General features: G+C 63.0%; 10 protein-coding genes. 2 read left to right on the forward strand and 8 right to left on the reverse strand.

The genetic code is table 11. From position 1 onward, the window contains the following. Positions 1–227: 227 nt before the first annotated feature. The 4 genes from EYW42_RS18915 to EYW42_RS18930 all read right to left on the reverse strand — a co-directional run bounded on the left by EYW42_RS18915 (position 228) and on the right by EYW42_RS18930 (position 5,407). Positions 228–1,316, reverse strand: a complete 1,089-nt coding sequence (locus EYW42_RS18915; protein WP_135537008.1) for a hypothetical protein — start codon at positions 1,314–1,316, stop codon at positions 228–230. A gap of 99 nt (positions 1,317–1,415) precedes the next feature. Continuing rightward, entirely contained in the window at positions 1,416–3,221 is a 1,806-nt protein-coding gene (locus tag EYW42_RS18920) for an archaea-specific SMC-related protein (RefSeq protein WP_135537009.1), read from the reverse strand. A gap of 2 nt (positions 3,222–3,223) precedes the next feature. Beyond that, a complete protein-coding gene (gene rdfA / locus EYW42_RS18925) occupies positions 3,224–3,865 on the reverse strand; it encodes a rod-determining factor RdfA (RefSeq protein ID WP_135537010.1) in 642 nt (213 codons plus the stop codon). Between the two features lie 243 nt (positions 3,866–4,108). Beyond that, positions 4,109–5,407 (reverse strand): amidohydrolase family protein, encoded by a 1,299-nt coding sequence (locus EYW42_RS18930; RefSeq protein WP_135537011.1) that lies wholly within the window; start codon positions 5,405–5,407, stop codon positions 4,109–4,111. Positions 5,408–5,601: 194 nt separating this feature from the next. Here EYW42_RS18930 and EYW42_RS18935 point away from each other — a divergent pair, with 194 nt between their 5' ends. Beyond that, positions 5,602–6,939, forward strand: a complete 1,338-nt coding sequence (locus tag EYW42_RS18935) for a dihydroorotase (protein WP_135537012.1) — start codon at positions 5,602–5,604, stop codon at positions 6,937–6,939. 64 nt (positions 6,940–7,003) lie between these two features. Here the strand turns inward: EYW42_RS18935 and EYW42_RS18940 are convergent, their stop codons facing one another. Together EYW42_RS18940 and cofH are read right to left on the reverse strand one after the other, a co-directional pair. Further along, positions 7,004–8,722: an inositol monophosphatase family protein gene (locus EYW42_RS18940; protein WP_135537013.1), complete on the reverse strand. Its 1,719-nt coding sequence runs from the start codon at positions 8,720–8,722 to the stop codon at positions 7,004–7,006. 265 nt (positions 8,723–8,987) lie between these two features. Then, complete coding sequence (gene cofH / locus EYW42_RS18945) at positions 8,988–10,343, reverse strand: 7,8-didemethyl-8-hydroxy-5-deazariboflavin synthase subunit CofH (protein WP_135537014.1); 1,356 nt, start codon at positions 10,341–10,343, stop codon at positions 8,988–8,990. Positions 10,344–10,555: 212 nt separating this feature from the next. On the opposite strand from cofH, the gene thrC reads away from it, so the two are divergent. Continuing rightward, positions 10,556–11,815, forward strand: coding sequence for a threonine synthase (thrC, locus tag EYW42_RS18950; RefSeq protein ID WP_135537015.1), 1,260 nt, complete (start codon positions 10,556–10,558; stop codon positions 11,813–11,815). A gap of 166 nt (positions 11,816–11,981) precedes the next feature. Here the strand turns inward: thrC and EYW42_RS18955 are convergent, their stop codons facing one another. Together EYW42_RS18955 and EYW42_RS18960 are read right to left on the reverse strand one after the other, a co-directional pair. Continuing rightward, positions 11,982–13,019 carry an LLM class flavin-dependent oxidoreductase gene (locus tag EYW42_RS18955; RefSeq protein WP_135537016.1) on the reverse strand — a complete coding sequence of 346 codons (1,038 nt, stop codon included), beginning with the start codon at positions 13,017–13,019 and terminating at the stop codon, positions 11,982–11,984. A 249-nt stretch (positions 13,020–13,268) separates the two neighbouring features. After that, on the reverse strand, positions 13,269–14,909 hold the full coding sequence (locus EYW42_RS18960) for an N-acyl-D-amino-acid deacylase family protein (protein WP_135537017.1): 1,641 nt from the start codon (positions 14,907–14,909) through the stop codon (positions 13,269–13,271). Positions 14,910–15,010 lie beyond the last annotated feature (101 nt).

The raw sequence follows: 15,010 nt of genomic DNA on the forward strand, positions 1-15,010 counted from the left end.
AGGATGGTCGCCCTGCGGAAAAACCCCATGCGATACCGGAGAGGAAACGAACGATCGGCCGCGATTGGCGGAACTGTTCGGGCGTCAGGGGTGGTCTCGGGACCCAATCTGGTGGCTGGTCTGGCCCCGAAACGTGCCATCGGAACAGGCCACAGCGGTGTTCGGAGAGTCCGGACCGCGATACGCGCGTCTCTTCGCCAGCGGTCGCTGACCGGGCGCTGGAGTGTCTACTGCGAAACGTCCGAGGTCCCGAGGTCTATCCGCCGCCGTACTTCCCTCGGAGTCACCGTGATCTGGTCGGCTCCGAGTCGCTGTGTGACGAGATCGATCAGCGCAGTTTCTTCGAGGAGGTGGCGGGCGTGGTCCCGGTCGACGCCCAGCGCCGTTTTCACCTCGTAGAACGTGTTCGCTTCGTTGACGATGGACGCGAGTTCGGAGACGGTCAGATCCTTCGGAATCCCCAGTCCGTCCGCGATGACCGAGTCGTCACCGTCTCCGCTGTCTGTCGCCGCTATCAGTTCGGCGACCGACGTATCGTTGAGTTCGGAGGCGTCCGCCTCGTCGGTACCGGGTTCGGTACTTTCGTTGCCGGCTGCGGCGTCTGTCTCAGCCGTTTTTGCGGTCGCCCGGGTCCCGGTCGCCGTCGGGGTCCGTTCCTCATCTTCAGTGGAGTTCTCTAACGGTCCGTCTCCGGACGTCTCGGGGCTGTCGCTCTCGGGTTTCTCCTCCGGAGCGACTTCGGACGATCTGGTTACGCCGTTTTCCGTCATCGAGTTCTCGTCCGAGGTATCTCCGCCCGTTCCGTCGGTGTCGGCGAATCCGTGTACCTGTGGTCCGGTTTCGTTAGGGTCGTGGATATCGTATTCGACCATGTACCGTCGGACCGTCTCCGAGGTGACATCGGCCCCAAGCGCCTCGGTCATCTCCGGGAAGGTGTCGTATTTCTCGTACACCGTCTGCAACGCGTCCGGGTCCTTGTACGCCGGAACGGATTTCGAATCAGTTCGACCCGGCGACGTGCCGACGCCGGACGCTACGGGGCTGCGGTTCTCCCGTGCCTGCTCCACCGACAGGGACACACAGAGATCCACGTCGACGCAACCGTCCCGGAGGTCGACGTTCTCCGCCCGGATCGAAACACTGTCGCGGATGTCGACGCCGTCTAACACGGGCACCCCGACGGTCAGGTTCGCGGTTATCTCGTCTTGCTCTCCCTCCAACTGCTCGCCTATTTCGACGTTCTTGACCTCGGCGTTGGACGCCTCTAAACACTCGAGTACCTCAGTTAGCTCTCCGAATGCGGCACTAACCACCATATGACAACCATTAACACTGCGTTACTATTACGTTCTCCAACCGGCAGTATTGTCCGCTAAAAACAGCGTCACGCAACGTGTGCGCGGGAGAACGATAGCTCAGTCGGCGCTGACCTGCTTGTTCGTCGCGACCGACCAGTTACTCGGGTCGATCTCTCGCCCTTCGAAGGCGGTGTACTCCGGATACGCGGTGAACACGAGGTACTCGGTCCGCTCGTGGAGATAATCGATGAGTGTGTGTAGATTGTCGTCAGCAAGCCCGCCGACGCCGTCGACGAGCAGTAGCGGCACCGCCTCGTCAACATCGAACGATTCGTAGCCCGCAAGCGCCGCGACGAACCCTATCAGTTCGAGCTCGCCCTCACTGAGGGCGTCCAGACTGGCCTCTCGACCGTCGCGCGCGACGACGAGGTCGAAGTCGGAGGTGAGCCGGGCGGTCTCGAACCCGGTCCCGAACCGAGAGAGGATCTCGTCCATCGCTTCGTCGAACGCCTCTCTGGCCCGCCGTTTGATCCTGTCTTTTCGATTCCGGAGCTCTTCGATCTCGGTTCGGATCTCCTCGTTTTCGGCTTCCAGCGTCTCGACCTGGTCCGCCCGCGTTTCCAGCTGTGATAACTCGTCTCTGCTGTCTTTGAGTTCGGCTTCCCGATATTTGATCTCGCTTTCGACGTCGGAAATCGCTTCGACAGTCTCGTCGACAGCGTCCGAGAGCTCTTCGACCCGTTCCTGAGCGTTTTCGTATCGGTCCGTCGCGTCCTCCAGACTCTGGCGTCGGTCGGTAAGGGTATCTTCGAGTTCGGTTATCTCGGCTTCTAGGTCCCGTTTCCGGCGGTTCGCCTGGTCGATCTCTTCGCGCCGCGCTTCGAGTTCCTCGACGTCGTCACGGTACGTCTCGATCTGCGTCCGCAGGTCCGTGATCTTGTCGCCGAGCTGGTCGAGCTGTTCCTCCATCTCTGCACGCTCTGCTTCGTTGCCGCAGGTCCAGCAGACGACGCTGTCCCCCGTGAGTTCCCGTTCGACTTCTGTAAGGAGGTCCAGTCGGTTCTCCTTCAGAACCATCTCGTTCGCCGAATACACCGACTGTAACACTTCGGAGTCCCGTTTGACTTGTTGCAGTCGGTCACGGGCGGTGGCCAGTCTGTTCTCGATGTCGTCGTCGTCCGGGATTTCGAGCGACTTTAGTTCGGACCGACGCTGTTCGAGGCGTTCCTCGGTCCGCTCGATGGTTCGCTCTAGCCTCTCGATCTGGTTTTCGGCCTGACTCCGTTCCGTCTGTACCGCGCTCAACTGCTGCTGTGGCGACGGGCTCTCCTCGTCTTCACTGGCCGCCTCACCAGCGTCGCTGGCCGCGATTCCCTCGCGCTGTTGCTGTAGCTCCGCTATCTCGTTTTCGAGTTGCGTGACCTGCGCCTGTACCCCAGGCAGGCGCTTTTTCGCCTCCTTCGCCTGCGAGAGCTCCGACGTTATCTGCTCGCGCTCGCGTTTCAGGTCGGCGATCTGTTCGTCGATGTTCTGAAAGTCGAGCGGTCGCATGAGGACGTCTTCTAGGTTCTCGCCCCGTCGAACCGCGCTCCGGACTTCGTTCCGTTCGTCGAGACAGGCGAACAGCTCCGCTCGAATGACATCGTACTCGTTTTCGAGATACGGGGTCCCTTTCCGGCGGACGGTCCCGTTTTCACGGACGAGGTCTACCGCGATATCTCGTTCGGGCGTCTGTAGCCGCACCCGACCGCTGTCCTTGCTCTCGGTGAGTTCCGTCGACGTTCCGAGTGCCGTCTTGATGGCCTCGATGAAACTCGATTTTCCCTGCCAGTTCGACCCTCTGACAGCGTTCAGTCCCGGCTCGATAGTCGTCTCTCCGTCCAGTATACCGGCGATGTTTTCGATGTCGATGGTCCAGGTCATTATCAGTCAGAGGTGACGTGTGTTTGGTCGTGCTGTTCGCAGACGTAGCCCCGTTCGGCCGCGACCTCGAAGGGGACGCGCGTCGGACAGGACCCGCAACTGATCTGGATCTGTACCTCGACGGTCGAGGTTTCGACCCCGTCGATTCGCCCTTTCGTCTCTAAGGAGGAAAGCGCCCGTTCGGCTTTCTCCCTGGTCACCTCGCGCGCCATTTCGAGGCTCTCCCGTTCCCACTCGGTCTCGGCGGTCTGTGGGGGTTTCTCGCCGTCGAGACAGTCCTTCAGATGCGTTCGCATCGTCCCGTACGATACCATGTCTTCTCGGACACGTTCGCCGTCGATCCCGTCCGCCAGAAGGCTCTCGACCATCTCTTCGCTGACGAGGTCGTCGTCGCTGCGTAACGCTTCGTAATCGCTGTCGACGCGTGCGCCCAGTGCGTCTCGGCCGTGTTCATCGTACACCTGCTTGAGGAGGCGCTTGTTGAACCACTCCGTGAGCGACCGATAGCCCATCTGCGTGCGGTCGTCGGTCCCTTTCCATCGAGCGAGTAGCCCGTCGTCGATCGACTCGTACGCCGGATCCGCCGACTCTAACCCGTACTGGTCCACTACCAGGTCTACCTTACAGCCGGGATCAGTTGGCATTACGTGTTCGTACCTCTCTCGTCGGTAATAAATCTTGACCAAGCGTTTACGTACTGCATCCCGATTCGGGTGGCCGGGGCAACGCGGACTCGGATTAACGAACTAAGCTTGTTAACTATGAGGCGAGGATGGCGCTATTGAGCGCATCAGCAGGTAACAGACTAAGTCTGTTAAAAGCCGAAAGTACACAGTGACCGATGGTGAACGGACAGTTTCGACCGAAGCGGCGGCGACACCGCTGGTTCAGAGCCTGTCCCAGAGTTCGGCGCTTGCCTCGCCGACGGCTTCCATGTCTGCACTGTCCACGCCACGTACACCCCGCTCCAGGCTATACACGGTGTCCCCGTTGATGACCGTCCGCGTCACGTCGGCCTTGCTTGCGGCGCTGACGACGTAATACGGCGCACTCTCGGGGAGAACCGGATTCGGCCCCATGTCGAGCGTGACGAAGTCGCCGCGCTTGCCGACTTCGATGCTCCCGATCCGGTCGTCCATCCCGAGAACCTCCGCGCTTCCGATAGTCGCCCATTCCAGGGCTTTCGCCATGTCGAACCCGCTCGGGTTGTTCTTTTTCAGTTTGTGGATGCCGACGGCCGACCGCATCGTTTCGAACATATCGGGGTCCCATCCGTCGTCCCCGATACCTATCGTCATGTCGTGTTCTTCCATCGTCTCTACGTCTGCGATGCCGACGGCGTTGTTGATGTTAGAGTAGGGGTTGTGAGCGACTTTCACGTCGTTCTCGGCGAGGATCTCTATCTCGCGTTCTGTGGAGTGGACGCAGTGAGCGGCGATAACCTCCGCGTCGAAAAAGCCCATGGAGTCGAGGGCGGGAACGGGTCGCTCCCCGTACTCCTTGATCGACTCGTGGACGTCGACTAAACCCTCCTCCAGATGGATCTGGATCGGCCGGTCGTCTTGGACCGCGCGGTCGACGCATTCGTCGACGACTGTCTCCGTGTTCGTAAACAGGGTGTGGAGGCAGTAGTGACCGGTTACGTCGTCGTATTCGTCTTCGGCCTCCTGGATGTACCGCCGGTTCTCGTCGATCCCCTCGATGGCCTCCGACTCCGAGTTCCGCGCCGTGGTTTCGAACGTTATCATACCTCGGATCGGCGTCTGCGAGACGCCGTCCGCGACGGCGTCTAATGCCCCCGGGAGCGTGTTCGGTCCGGAGTAGTTGTCGCAAAACGCCGTGACGCCGCCCTGGACCATCTCCGCACACGACCCGAGCGCCGACAGGCGAGCGTCCCGCATCGTGAACGCTTCGTCGACTTCCCACCAGATGTCGACTAGCGCTTCGTAGAAGCTCTCGGGCGACGCCGTCAGCGGTGCCCCGCGGATCGGGAGCGCGTACATGTGCGTGTGGCAGTTCACGAGACCTGGGAGCACTACCTCGTCGCGGGCGTCGATCGTTTCCTCGCCGGTCTCGTACCCGTCCGCGATGTCGACGATTTCGCCGTCCTCGACGACCACGTGGACCTCTTCTCTGACCTCTCGCTCACCGTTCATCGTGATGAGCGTACCTGCGTTCAGTATCACACCGTGTCAGATACTGTCGCAATACAAAAAAGTACCTCCCGGTTCGCCGTGTGGACGGTCGGGTCCGGGCCACACACGGTTGCCACATTCGCTGACCGTGTGCCCGTGTCTACCGCCGGCGTCGCTTGCCGACAACTATATGATATTCTACACTATCGCCAACTGTTTTGGTCGTCCGCGATACGAGTTCGTTCATGACGGATCGCCTAATCGAGAACGCGCGTATCGTTAGCGCGACCGGCGTCCAAACGGGTGCCATCGCTATCGACGACGGCCGGATACGGGCAGTGGGACCGGATGTCGCCAGCGAGTACGGCGACGCGGCGGACGTTATCGACGCTGACCGCATGGTCGCCATGCCCGGCGTCGTCGACGTTCACAACCACATGCACGACTCGGACCTGTTTCCGGACGGAATCGAATTCGCGTCGGAGACGGCGAGTGCCGCCGCCGGCGGGGTGACGACCGTCGTCGAACTGCCGACGCAGACGCCGATAACTTCGCCGGAAGCGGTCCGGGAGAAGCGAGAGGAGTGTGCCGACCTCGCTCACGTCGACTTCGGCCTGGTCGCCGGCAACGTCGAGGACTCCGACCTCGATGTCGACGGGATCATAGACGAGGGAACGCGCGATTTCAAGACGTTCACGGCAGACCCGTATCTCGCCTCCGACGAAACGATTGTCTCCCTGATGGAGAAGGTCGGTAACGCCGGAGGGAAAGTCCGCGTTCACTGCGAGACGCAGGGGATCTTAGACCACGCCCGTGCGTCGATCGACGAGAACACGCCGGACGTGTACATGGACTCCCGCCCGCTCGAAGCGGAACTCGACGCTATTGGCCGGATGGGGTGGTTTGCCGAATACGCAGACTGTCCGCTTCATGTCGTTCACGTCTCCAGCGGGAGCGGGGCCCGCGAAGGCGGGCGGTTCAAGTCCCGTGCGAACGTGCCGGTGACCCTGGAAACGTGTCCGCATTACCTCGCGTTTTCGAAAGAAGACGTTGAGGAGAAGGGGCCGTTCCTGAAAGTCAATCCCAGCCTGAAATCCCCCACCGAGGTCGAACGCCTCTGGGAAGCGGTCCGGGACGGGACGATCGATCTCATCGCCAGCGAGCATTTCCCCACCTATCGGGAGGACCGCGAGCCCGGGTGGGAGAACATCTGGGAACCGTACGCCGGGCTCCCCGGTATCGAAACGATGCTCGAATTCCTCGTCAGCGCCGGCGTTCACGAGGACCGACTCTCCTGGCCGCGGCTTCACGAACTCGTCTGTGCGCGGCCGGCCAGGGAGGCCGGCGTGTACCCGCGGAAGGGATCGCTTCAGGAGGGGACCGACGCGGACATCGTACTCGTCCGCAAAGACGAGTTCGAGGTTTCGGCAGACGACCTCCGGTACGTCGGCGGCTGGACGCCGTACGAGGGTCAGGAGTGGAGCGCGCGAGTCGACACGGTCATCGCGGACGGCGACGTGATCGCCCGCGATCACGAACTCCGGGTCTCGCCCGGCCGGGGAGAGTTCCTCTCACGGTCGTAGTTCAGCGGCGTAGTTATGAAAATCCGACACTCCGAAATCGCGACAGCAGTGCAGTCCGGGGGAGTCAGTCCGCGCTGCTTTGCTGCGTCGTCTGCAAGTCCTGCTCCCCGTCGAGATGACGGAGAAGCGCCTCGTGGACCGGTCCGTTCGACCCGACCAGTTCGTTCCGCGTCTCGTGTGCGGCGATCGGGTCGTACGGGTCGCCGTCCGCGTTCGTGACCGTGGCTCCGGCCTCGCGTGCGATCACGATACCGGCGGCGACGTCCCAGGGATAGGTGTCGTACTCCCACAGGGCGTCGGCGCTCCCGCTCGCGAGGAAACAGAGGCTGAGCGCCGCCGAGCCGAGACTGCGAACGCCGCGAGTCTCCTGGTAGCAGTGCGAGAGGAACGCACCGTTCGGGTCGTATCCGGAGAGGAGCATGCACTCGTCCAGGGACGCCCGGTCCGTCGTCGAGATGGGCATGCCGTCCAGGGTCGCTCCGTCGCCCTCGATCCCGGCGAACATCTCGTCGGTCTCGGGCGCGTAAACGACTCCCATCACCGGGCTCTCGTCCTCCAAGAGCGCGATGGAGATGGAGTAGTTCGGGTTGCCGTGCGCGAAGTTCCCGGTCCCGTCGAGCGGATCGACTAGCCAGGTGTACTCGCTCGACCCGACCCGTTCGTCGCTCTCCTCGGACCGGATCCCGTGGTCGGGGAACTCGTTCTCGATGACGGTCGTGATGATGTTGTCCGCCTTGTAGTCCGCCTCGGTGACGATGTCCGACTTGTCCGATTTGTACTCCACGGATTCCGTCTGCCCGTGGAGTTCCCTGAGCGCTTCGCCGGCGGCTTTCGCGGCATCCTCCGCGACCTGCTTGGCCTGCCGGACCACGTCGGTACCGGGGTCCGAGTCCGTCCCTCCGACGAGGTGGTCGTCGCCGCGGTCGTGTCTGTTCTCGCGGACGCTCCAGCCGAGTTTCTCGGATATCGAGGTGAAGAAGTCGTCGTCGTAGCTCGTGTTGACAACGAGCGCCGACGTGTCGGCCCCGCCGACGGTGACTACGTCCTCCGCTTCGAGTTGCGCGTGCGAGCGCCCCCCGTCGACGAGGAGGCTCGCGGGGCCGTTGGAGACGACCTCTATCGTGGTGTCGGCGTCGACGATGAGCGGCCGCACGCCCATCCGGTGAGTCTGGAGCGGAACGATCTGTAGCGACGCGTTGTTCACCGGGAAGTGAACGGGCCCCCCGGCGGAGAGCGAGACGCCGGTCGACCCAGTCGGCGTCGACACCGCGAGACCGCTCCCCTCGTACTCGCCGACGAACTCGCCGTCGGCGAACACCTGCAAGCGGGTGATCTTCCTGTCAACGGGATTCTCCGGCGGTTCGTGTTCGATCATGACGTCGTTGATGCCGGTACAGTCGACCCCGTCGGCCTCGACGTGTAACTGCTGGCGGCGGTCGACCGTGGCGCCCCCGCGGACGGTTTCGTCCAGGGCGTCCGTCAGTTCGCTCGGCGAGATGCTCGCGAGGAACGCGAGGGTCCCGGCGTTGACTCCGAGGATCGGGATCTGCTTCGGGCTGAACTGCCGGACGCCTTCGAGATACGTTCCGTCACCCCCCAGGGTCACGCCCAGGTACTCGCGTTCCGGGGTGTACACTGGATCGATGTCGTCTCCGACCTCGACGACGTGAACCGGTATCTCCTGTCCGTCCGCCCAGGATTCGAGCGTCGATAGTTCCTGTTCGCTGTCCGGGCTGACGAGCGCGATTATCTCCTCGACCGTAGCTAAGCGTCTTCCGTACATGGTTATCACTCACTGCTAGCTATCCGAGCGCTGCCATCGGCGACCGCGCCGAAGGTACATGGGATATGCTAGCGTCCACCGTATCATCGAGGTAGTTCCGTATAAAAGCTCTGTCTCCACGTCCGGTGTGGCGCGGTTTGCCGTCTGTTTGGCTCTGTACTCGCCGAGGGGCGTTTCGGTTTGGCCCTGTCCGTCGAAGAGCGATCCGGGTCGTTCGACGGTCGGTGCGGGACGCCGCGACGCGGGACTGACGGCCTAGGGGGCGTTACTCGACGAGCGGCGTTCCGTCGGCGCGAGGGCCGAGACGGGGGCCGATCCGGTCGGATTCGGGATCGACCCGCCGGCGCTGTTCGTAGTCCGACGACCGTTCGACCGGCGGCCGCCCGATAGCCGAGAGCATGTCACAGTACTCCTCGAACGACCGGAACTCGCCGTAACTGCCGCCCGCGCGCTTGGTGATCTCCTCCGAGAGGATCGTCCCCATGAAGTCGTTCGCCCCGCAGTTGAGCATCTTCAGCCCCTGAGCGTCGCCGTATTTCACCCACGACGACTGGATGTTCTCGATGTTGTCGAGAAACAGACGCGAAACGGCGATCATCAGTTCGTCCTCGTCGGTGCTCGCTCCCGACTCGACGACGCCGTGTTCGGCGAGCGGCGTCTGTTCGTGGACGAACGACAGCGGGACGAACTCGGTGATGTTGCCCGTCCTGTCCTGCAGGTCCCGAATCACGTCCAGATGCTGGACGCGATGCATCTCGTTTTCCACGTGCCCGTACATGATCGTGGCCGTCATCGGCAGCCCGACGTTGGCGGCCGCTTCCATCGACGCGACCCACTCGTCGGTGCCGATCTTCCCCGGGCAGATCACGTCCCGAACCTCGTCGACAAGGATCTCCGCTGCGGTCCCGGGAACCGAGTCCAGACCAACGTCGCGCAGGCGACGGTACACCGTCTCGTACTCCCAGTCGGTGCCGCGCCGAGCGTGATAGGCCTCCTCCGGCGTCATCGAATGGACGTGGACGCCGTCGACGCTCATCGCTTCGATCTGCTCGCAGTAGGTTCCGGGGTCCACGTCGTACGCGGCGGGGGACCTGTAGTTGAGATCGCTTCGATCGCTCGCTTCCAGTCGCTCCGCGTGGTCGTCGTCCAGTACGAGCCCCGGATGGAGGCCGCTCACGGAACAGACCTCGTAGATACCCCGCTCGACGGCGTCTCGCACTATCTCTCGCGACTCGGCCGGCGTTTTCGTGAACCCGCCGTGGTCCCCGGTGTGGGTCGATTCGAACTTCTCGGCAGTGTTTTTGAAGTTACAGAACTGGCACCCCGTGTTACACGCCGTCGTCACGTTGTTGTTGAGGTTGGCGACGAACGTCACTTCCTCGCCCACCGTCTCCGCACGCCGGCGATCGGCGATCCGGAGCACCTTCTCCTTGCGCTCGTAGTCGATCTCGGCGCTGGCCGTTCCGGTGGTGAGCAGTTCGACGCCGTCGTCGACGGTCAACCGCTCTCCGTTCCGGGCCTTTTCGAGCGCGTTCTCGAACGACTGCGTCGTTTGCGGGAGATGACTGTATTCCATTCGACCGGCAGGTCCGTCGACCGCCGACCGAAATGCGTCGGACATGACCCGAAAACGGTCGGCCCCGAGGATAAGTGTGCCCCCGCCTGACCGTTCCACAGTCGCCACAGCCGTTTGGGACGCGTTTGGAGCGTGTGTCGCGTATCGAGTCGGTGATCGCTGCGTGCATGTCCTGCAAACGCCGGCTCACCGGCAGCGAACGGCGGAAGGGGATATTGTGCGGTGTTTTTTAGTAGTGGCCTTGCCTGATGTCCAGTATGGCAATGGAGCATGTCACTACGTTAGAGTGCACTATTTGTGAGCGTGAGTACGACCCGGACCAGATCATCTACACGTGCCCCGAGCACGAGGGGGTGAAAGGCATCCTCGAAGTCAAATACGACTACGATGTCATCCACGACAACTTCGACGCAGAACTCGACGGGAAGATCCAGGGACAGTGGAAGTACGAGGCGTTCCTGCCGGTCGACGACGACGCGGAGGTCGTGACCCTCAATGAGGGAGGGACGGACCTGTTCGACGCGCCGAACCTGAGCGAGGCCCTCGGCGTCGAGACGCTCGTCAAGGACGACGGCCGTAACCCGACCGGCTGTTTCAAGGACCGCGCCAGTTCCGTCGCGGTGACGAAAGCGCGACACGCTGGCCGCGACATCATCACCTGCGCCTCGACTGGGAACGCGGCGGCCTCGCTCTCCGGCTACGCGGCCCGCGGCGGCCTCGACTGCCGTATCTTCGTCCCCGGCGCTGCGCCCGCGGGCAAACTCGCCCAGCCGCTCGTCTACGGCGCGGACGTGCTGGCGGTCAACGGCTCGTACGACGAGGCGTACGACTTGAGCGTCGAGGTCACTGACGAGTACGGCTGGTACAACCGCAACGCGGCGATCAACCCGTTCCAGGTAGAGGGGAAACGGACCGTCGGCCACGAACTCGCGGAGCAGTCGAAGGTCCGCGGGGAAGTCCCCGACTGGGTCGTCTTCTCGATGGGTGACGGCTGCACTATCGCCGGCGCGTGGAAGGGGTTCAAGGAGTTCTACGACCTCGACTACGTCGACGACTACCCGAAGATGCTCGGCGTCCAGGCGGAGGGGGCCTCGGCCATCCACGACGCCTTCCAGGGTCACGACGACATCGACGACCTCGCCGACACGATCGCAGACAGCATCGCAGTCGGCCGGCCGCGTAACACGATCAAGGCTTGCCGCGCGCCACAGCAAAGCGGCGGGGACACCGTACTCGTCTCCGACGAGGAGATCCTTGAAGCGGAGAAGCTCCTCGGCAGCACCGAGGGGATCTACTCCGAGCCCGCAGGCGCGACGCCAGTCGCCGGCGTTCGGGAGGCGCTGGAGCAGGGGATCATCGAGCAGGACGAGACTGTCGTCGTCGTCTCGACCGGGTTCGGCCTCAAAGACACCGAGAGCGCGAAGAAAGCCACCGGAGACGTAAACCGGATAGATCCCGAAATATCGGAGGTAGAGGCGCTGTTCGGCGACGCCGAGGCCGCGGCGGCCGACGACTGATAGGGACTGCTGTCAGTCAGTTCGGTAGTTCGCCGACACGCGTCGCCGAACCCCGTGACACAGTTACAGCGGTTCCTCTGACGGCCGCGCCGACGAACCGACGCCGCCAGTTTTTCTCGTCCGACCGGAGTTCGACCCGAAAAGTAAAACGGCGAACGGCGCGTCGCTACAGGTAGCCGTCGGCGAACTCGTCGATCATCAGCTGGCGGTCGTCGCCCAGCGGGTAGAGGATCGGGCACTGACAGCCGTTGTCGGCGTACTCGCGGACCTTCTCTCGGCACTGTTCGGGGGTGCCGCTGGCCGTGAGCTTGTGAACGACTTCGTCCGGGATGAGATGCATCCCCTCCTTGATGTCTTCCTCGTCGGCCGGCCAGCCGCCGATCGCGTCGCCAACCTCGTCGATGAGGTCCTGGCTGACGCCGCTGGCTTTCATGATGTGGGGCTGCTGGCCAAGGTACTGCGTGATGAGTTCGCGGGCGTTATCGAGCGCCTGGTCCACGTCGTGGTCCATCGAACAGACGACGAGTTGCGGCCGGTCGATGTCTTCGAGCGAGCGACCGCCGCGTTCTGCGCCGGTTTCGAGCGCGTCCAGCGCCTTCTCGTTGTACTCGGGACTGACGAGGTAGTTCAACAGGGCACCGTCGGCGAAGTGGCCCGTGAGTTCGAGCATCTTGAAGCCGGTACCGCCGACGTACACCGGAACCGTCCGCGGCCCCGAGTCGCCGTGAACGACGTCTAACTCCACGTCACGCATCTGGACGAACTCGCCGTCGTAGGTGACGTTCTCCATGTCGAGCAGGTCCTGTGTCACCTCGACACATTCACGCATGGCCCGGAGAGCGCCGCTCCGGTCGATGCCTACCTTCTCGGCCAGCGGGTCCCACCACGCACCGATCCCACATTGGATGCGGTTCGGCCCGGCGAGTTCCTCAAGCGTGCTCATCGTCTGTGCGATGAGCGCGGTGTTTCGCGTCCAGTTGTTGATGACGCCGGTTCCGAGTTTGATCCTGTCCGTGACGGCAGCGTACGCACCGAGTGGCGTGACGCCGTCGCGTGCAAGCCGTGATTCGGCCTGCCATATCTCGTCTATCCCCTGGTCCTCCGCGTACTGGACGAGTTCGAGGTTCTCCTGCAACGAGTGTTTGTCCTGTAGGTAGATGCCTACACGGTCGCCTCTGTCGAACACCTGTTTGCTATCGCTCATTGGAAGTCCGTTGTGAACTAAACCGACACTTTATAAATAAGTATGGGTGGGATACTCATAGGGACTGCTGTAACTGTGTACCGGTATTCGCCGTCCGGGGGTTGCCGAAATACCGAACTGGCTGACAGCAGTCCCTATCAGACAGTGGCCGTTCGACTGGCGAACGGGTCAGTTCGGGCAGATCGGCCGGTGGGAACGAGGCCGCACGTCCGTGTGTCGGCAGTGTGCCACAGCGACAAACGCGTGTCGCTACTCGATGGTCGAACGGTCGAGCCACGGCCGCGAGTCTCCGCCCCACTCGTCGGTCGAGCGGAGGATCTCTCCGTTACGAGCGCCCGTCGTTTCGCCGTCCCTGACTGCGATCGCCCCGCCGACCAGGACGAACTCGAAGCCGTCGGTGAACTGGAACGGGTCCTCGTACGTCGCGTTCTCCGATACGGCGTTCAGGTCGAAGACGACGATGTCGGCGACGTACCCCTCCTTCACGTAGCCCCGGTCGTTTAACCCGAGGATGTCGGCGGGGTGGCCGGCCGCCTTGTGCGCCATCAGCGACAGCGGCAGTACGTCTCGCTCCCGGACGTACCGTTCGAGGATGCGGCCGAACGTTCCGATGGCACGCGGATGTGGTTTCCCGCCGAAGATACCGTCCGTACAGAACGTCCCGCGCTCGTCCGCGAGGAACCGCTCGATGTCCTCCTCCGACATGACGAAGTCCGCCATCGTCACATCGAGGTCTTCATCGACGAGGAGTTCACACATCGCGTCGACCGGGTCGAGGTCCCGCTCGGATGCGATCTCCTCGACCGTCTCCCCCTGGTGGTCGCCGCTCGCGGTCCGGGTGATGAGGATGTTGTCCCACGTGCCCGCCGCGCGGGCCAGATTCTCCCAGTCGCCGGGAGAGGAGATGTCATCGGCGATGCGCTCTCTGACGTCCGCGCCTCGCAGCCGTTCGATGATGTCTTCGGTTTCGCCCTGTCGCGCCCACGGCGGCAACAGCGCGGTGAGCATCGTCGACCCCGCAGTGTAGGGGTACTGGTCGAACGAAACCCGCTGTCCTGCGTCGACGGCGTCGTCGAACAGGTCCAGCACGTCCGTCGAGTCGCCCCAGTTCTGTCGGCCGCCGACTTTCAGGTGCGAGACGTGCGCGTGACAGCCGCCGCGACGACAGATGTCGAGATATCGGTCGATAGATTCGACGACGCGGTCGGTCTCGTTCCAGACGTGAGAGATCATAAAGGAGTCCCGGTCAGCGAGCGTTTCGGCGAGCGCCTCCAGTTCCGGGTCGCGGCCGTAGGAACTGGGCGGGTAGATCATCCCCTTGGACATTCCGAACGCGCCGCCGTCGATAGCCCGGTCGAGTCTGTCCCGGAGGTCGCCGACCTCCTCGTCCGTGAGCGCTCGGTCCTCGAAGCCGGCGATGTGCGACCGGAGATTCCCGTGCGGGGCGTAGTGAGCGGCGTTGACCGCCGGCACTGCCGCGTCGAGTTCGTCGAGATATTCGGCGACGGAGTTCCAGGGCCACGTTCGGTCTATCGTTCCGTCGAGGGACTGGATGCGCTTTTCCCACTCCGACTTCAGGTCGTCCGGCACCGGGGCGACGCTGACGCCGTCCTGTCCGAGCACTTCGGTCGTGATACCCTGCGTGAGTTTCTCCTTGGCGGCCGGCTTGTTTATCAGCCGCAGCTCCGAGTGGGCGTGCATGTCCACGAACCCGGGAGCGAGATACGACTCGTCGAGGTCGACGGTTCGGTCGGCACCGGCCGGTTCGTCGCCGATGCGCTCGATGCGACCGTCGTCGACCAGTACGTGTGCGGTGTAGGCCGGACCGCCGGTTCCATCGAGGACCCGCGCGTTTCGAAACTCTATCGACTCCGTGCTAACAGACGGCATATCTCGACTCTCGTGGATCGGCCGTTTGGTTCTTTCGGTGAACTGCATCCTCCGTAGGCTCGCGGGTCGGCACTGATCCCTTCGGAATGTTAAAGTTCGAC

The organism is Halostella pelagica, assembly GCF_004762015.1.
Classification (GTDB): Archaea; Halobacteriota; Halobacteria; order Halobacteriales; family Natronoarchaeaceae; genus Halostella; species Halostella pelagica.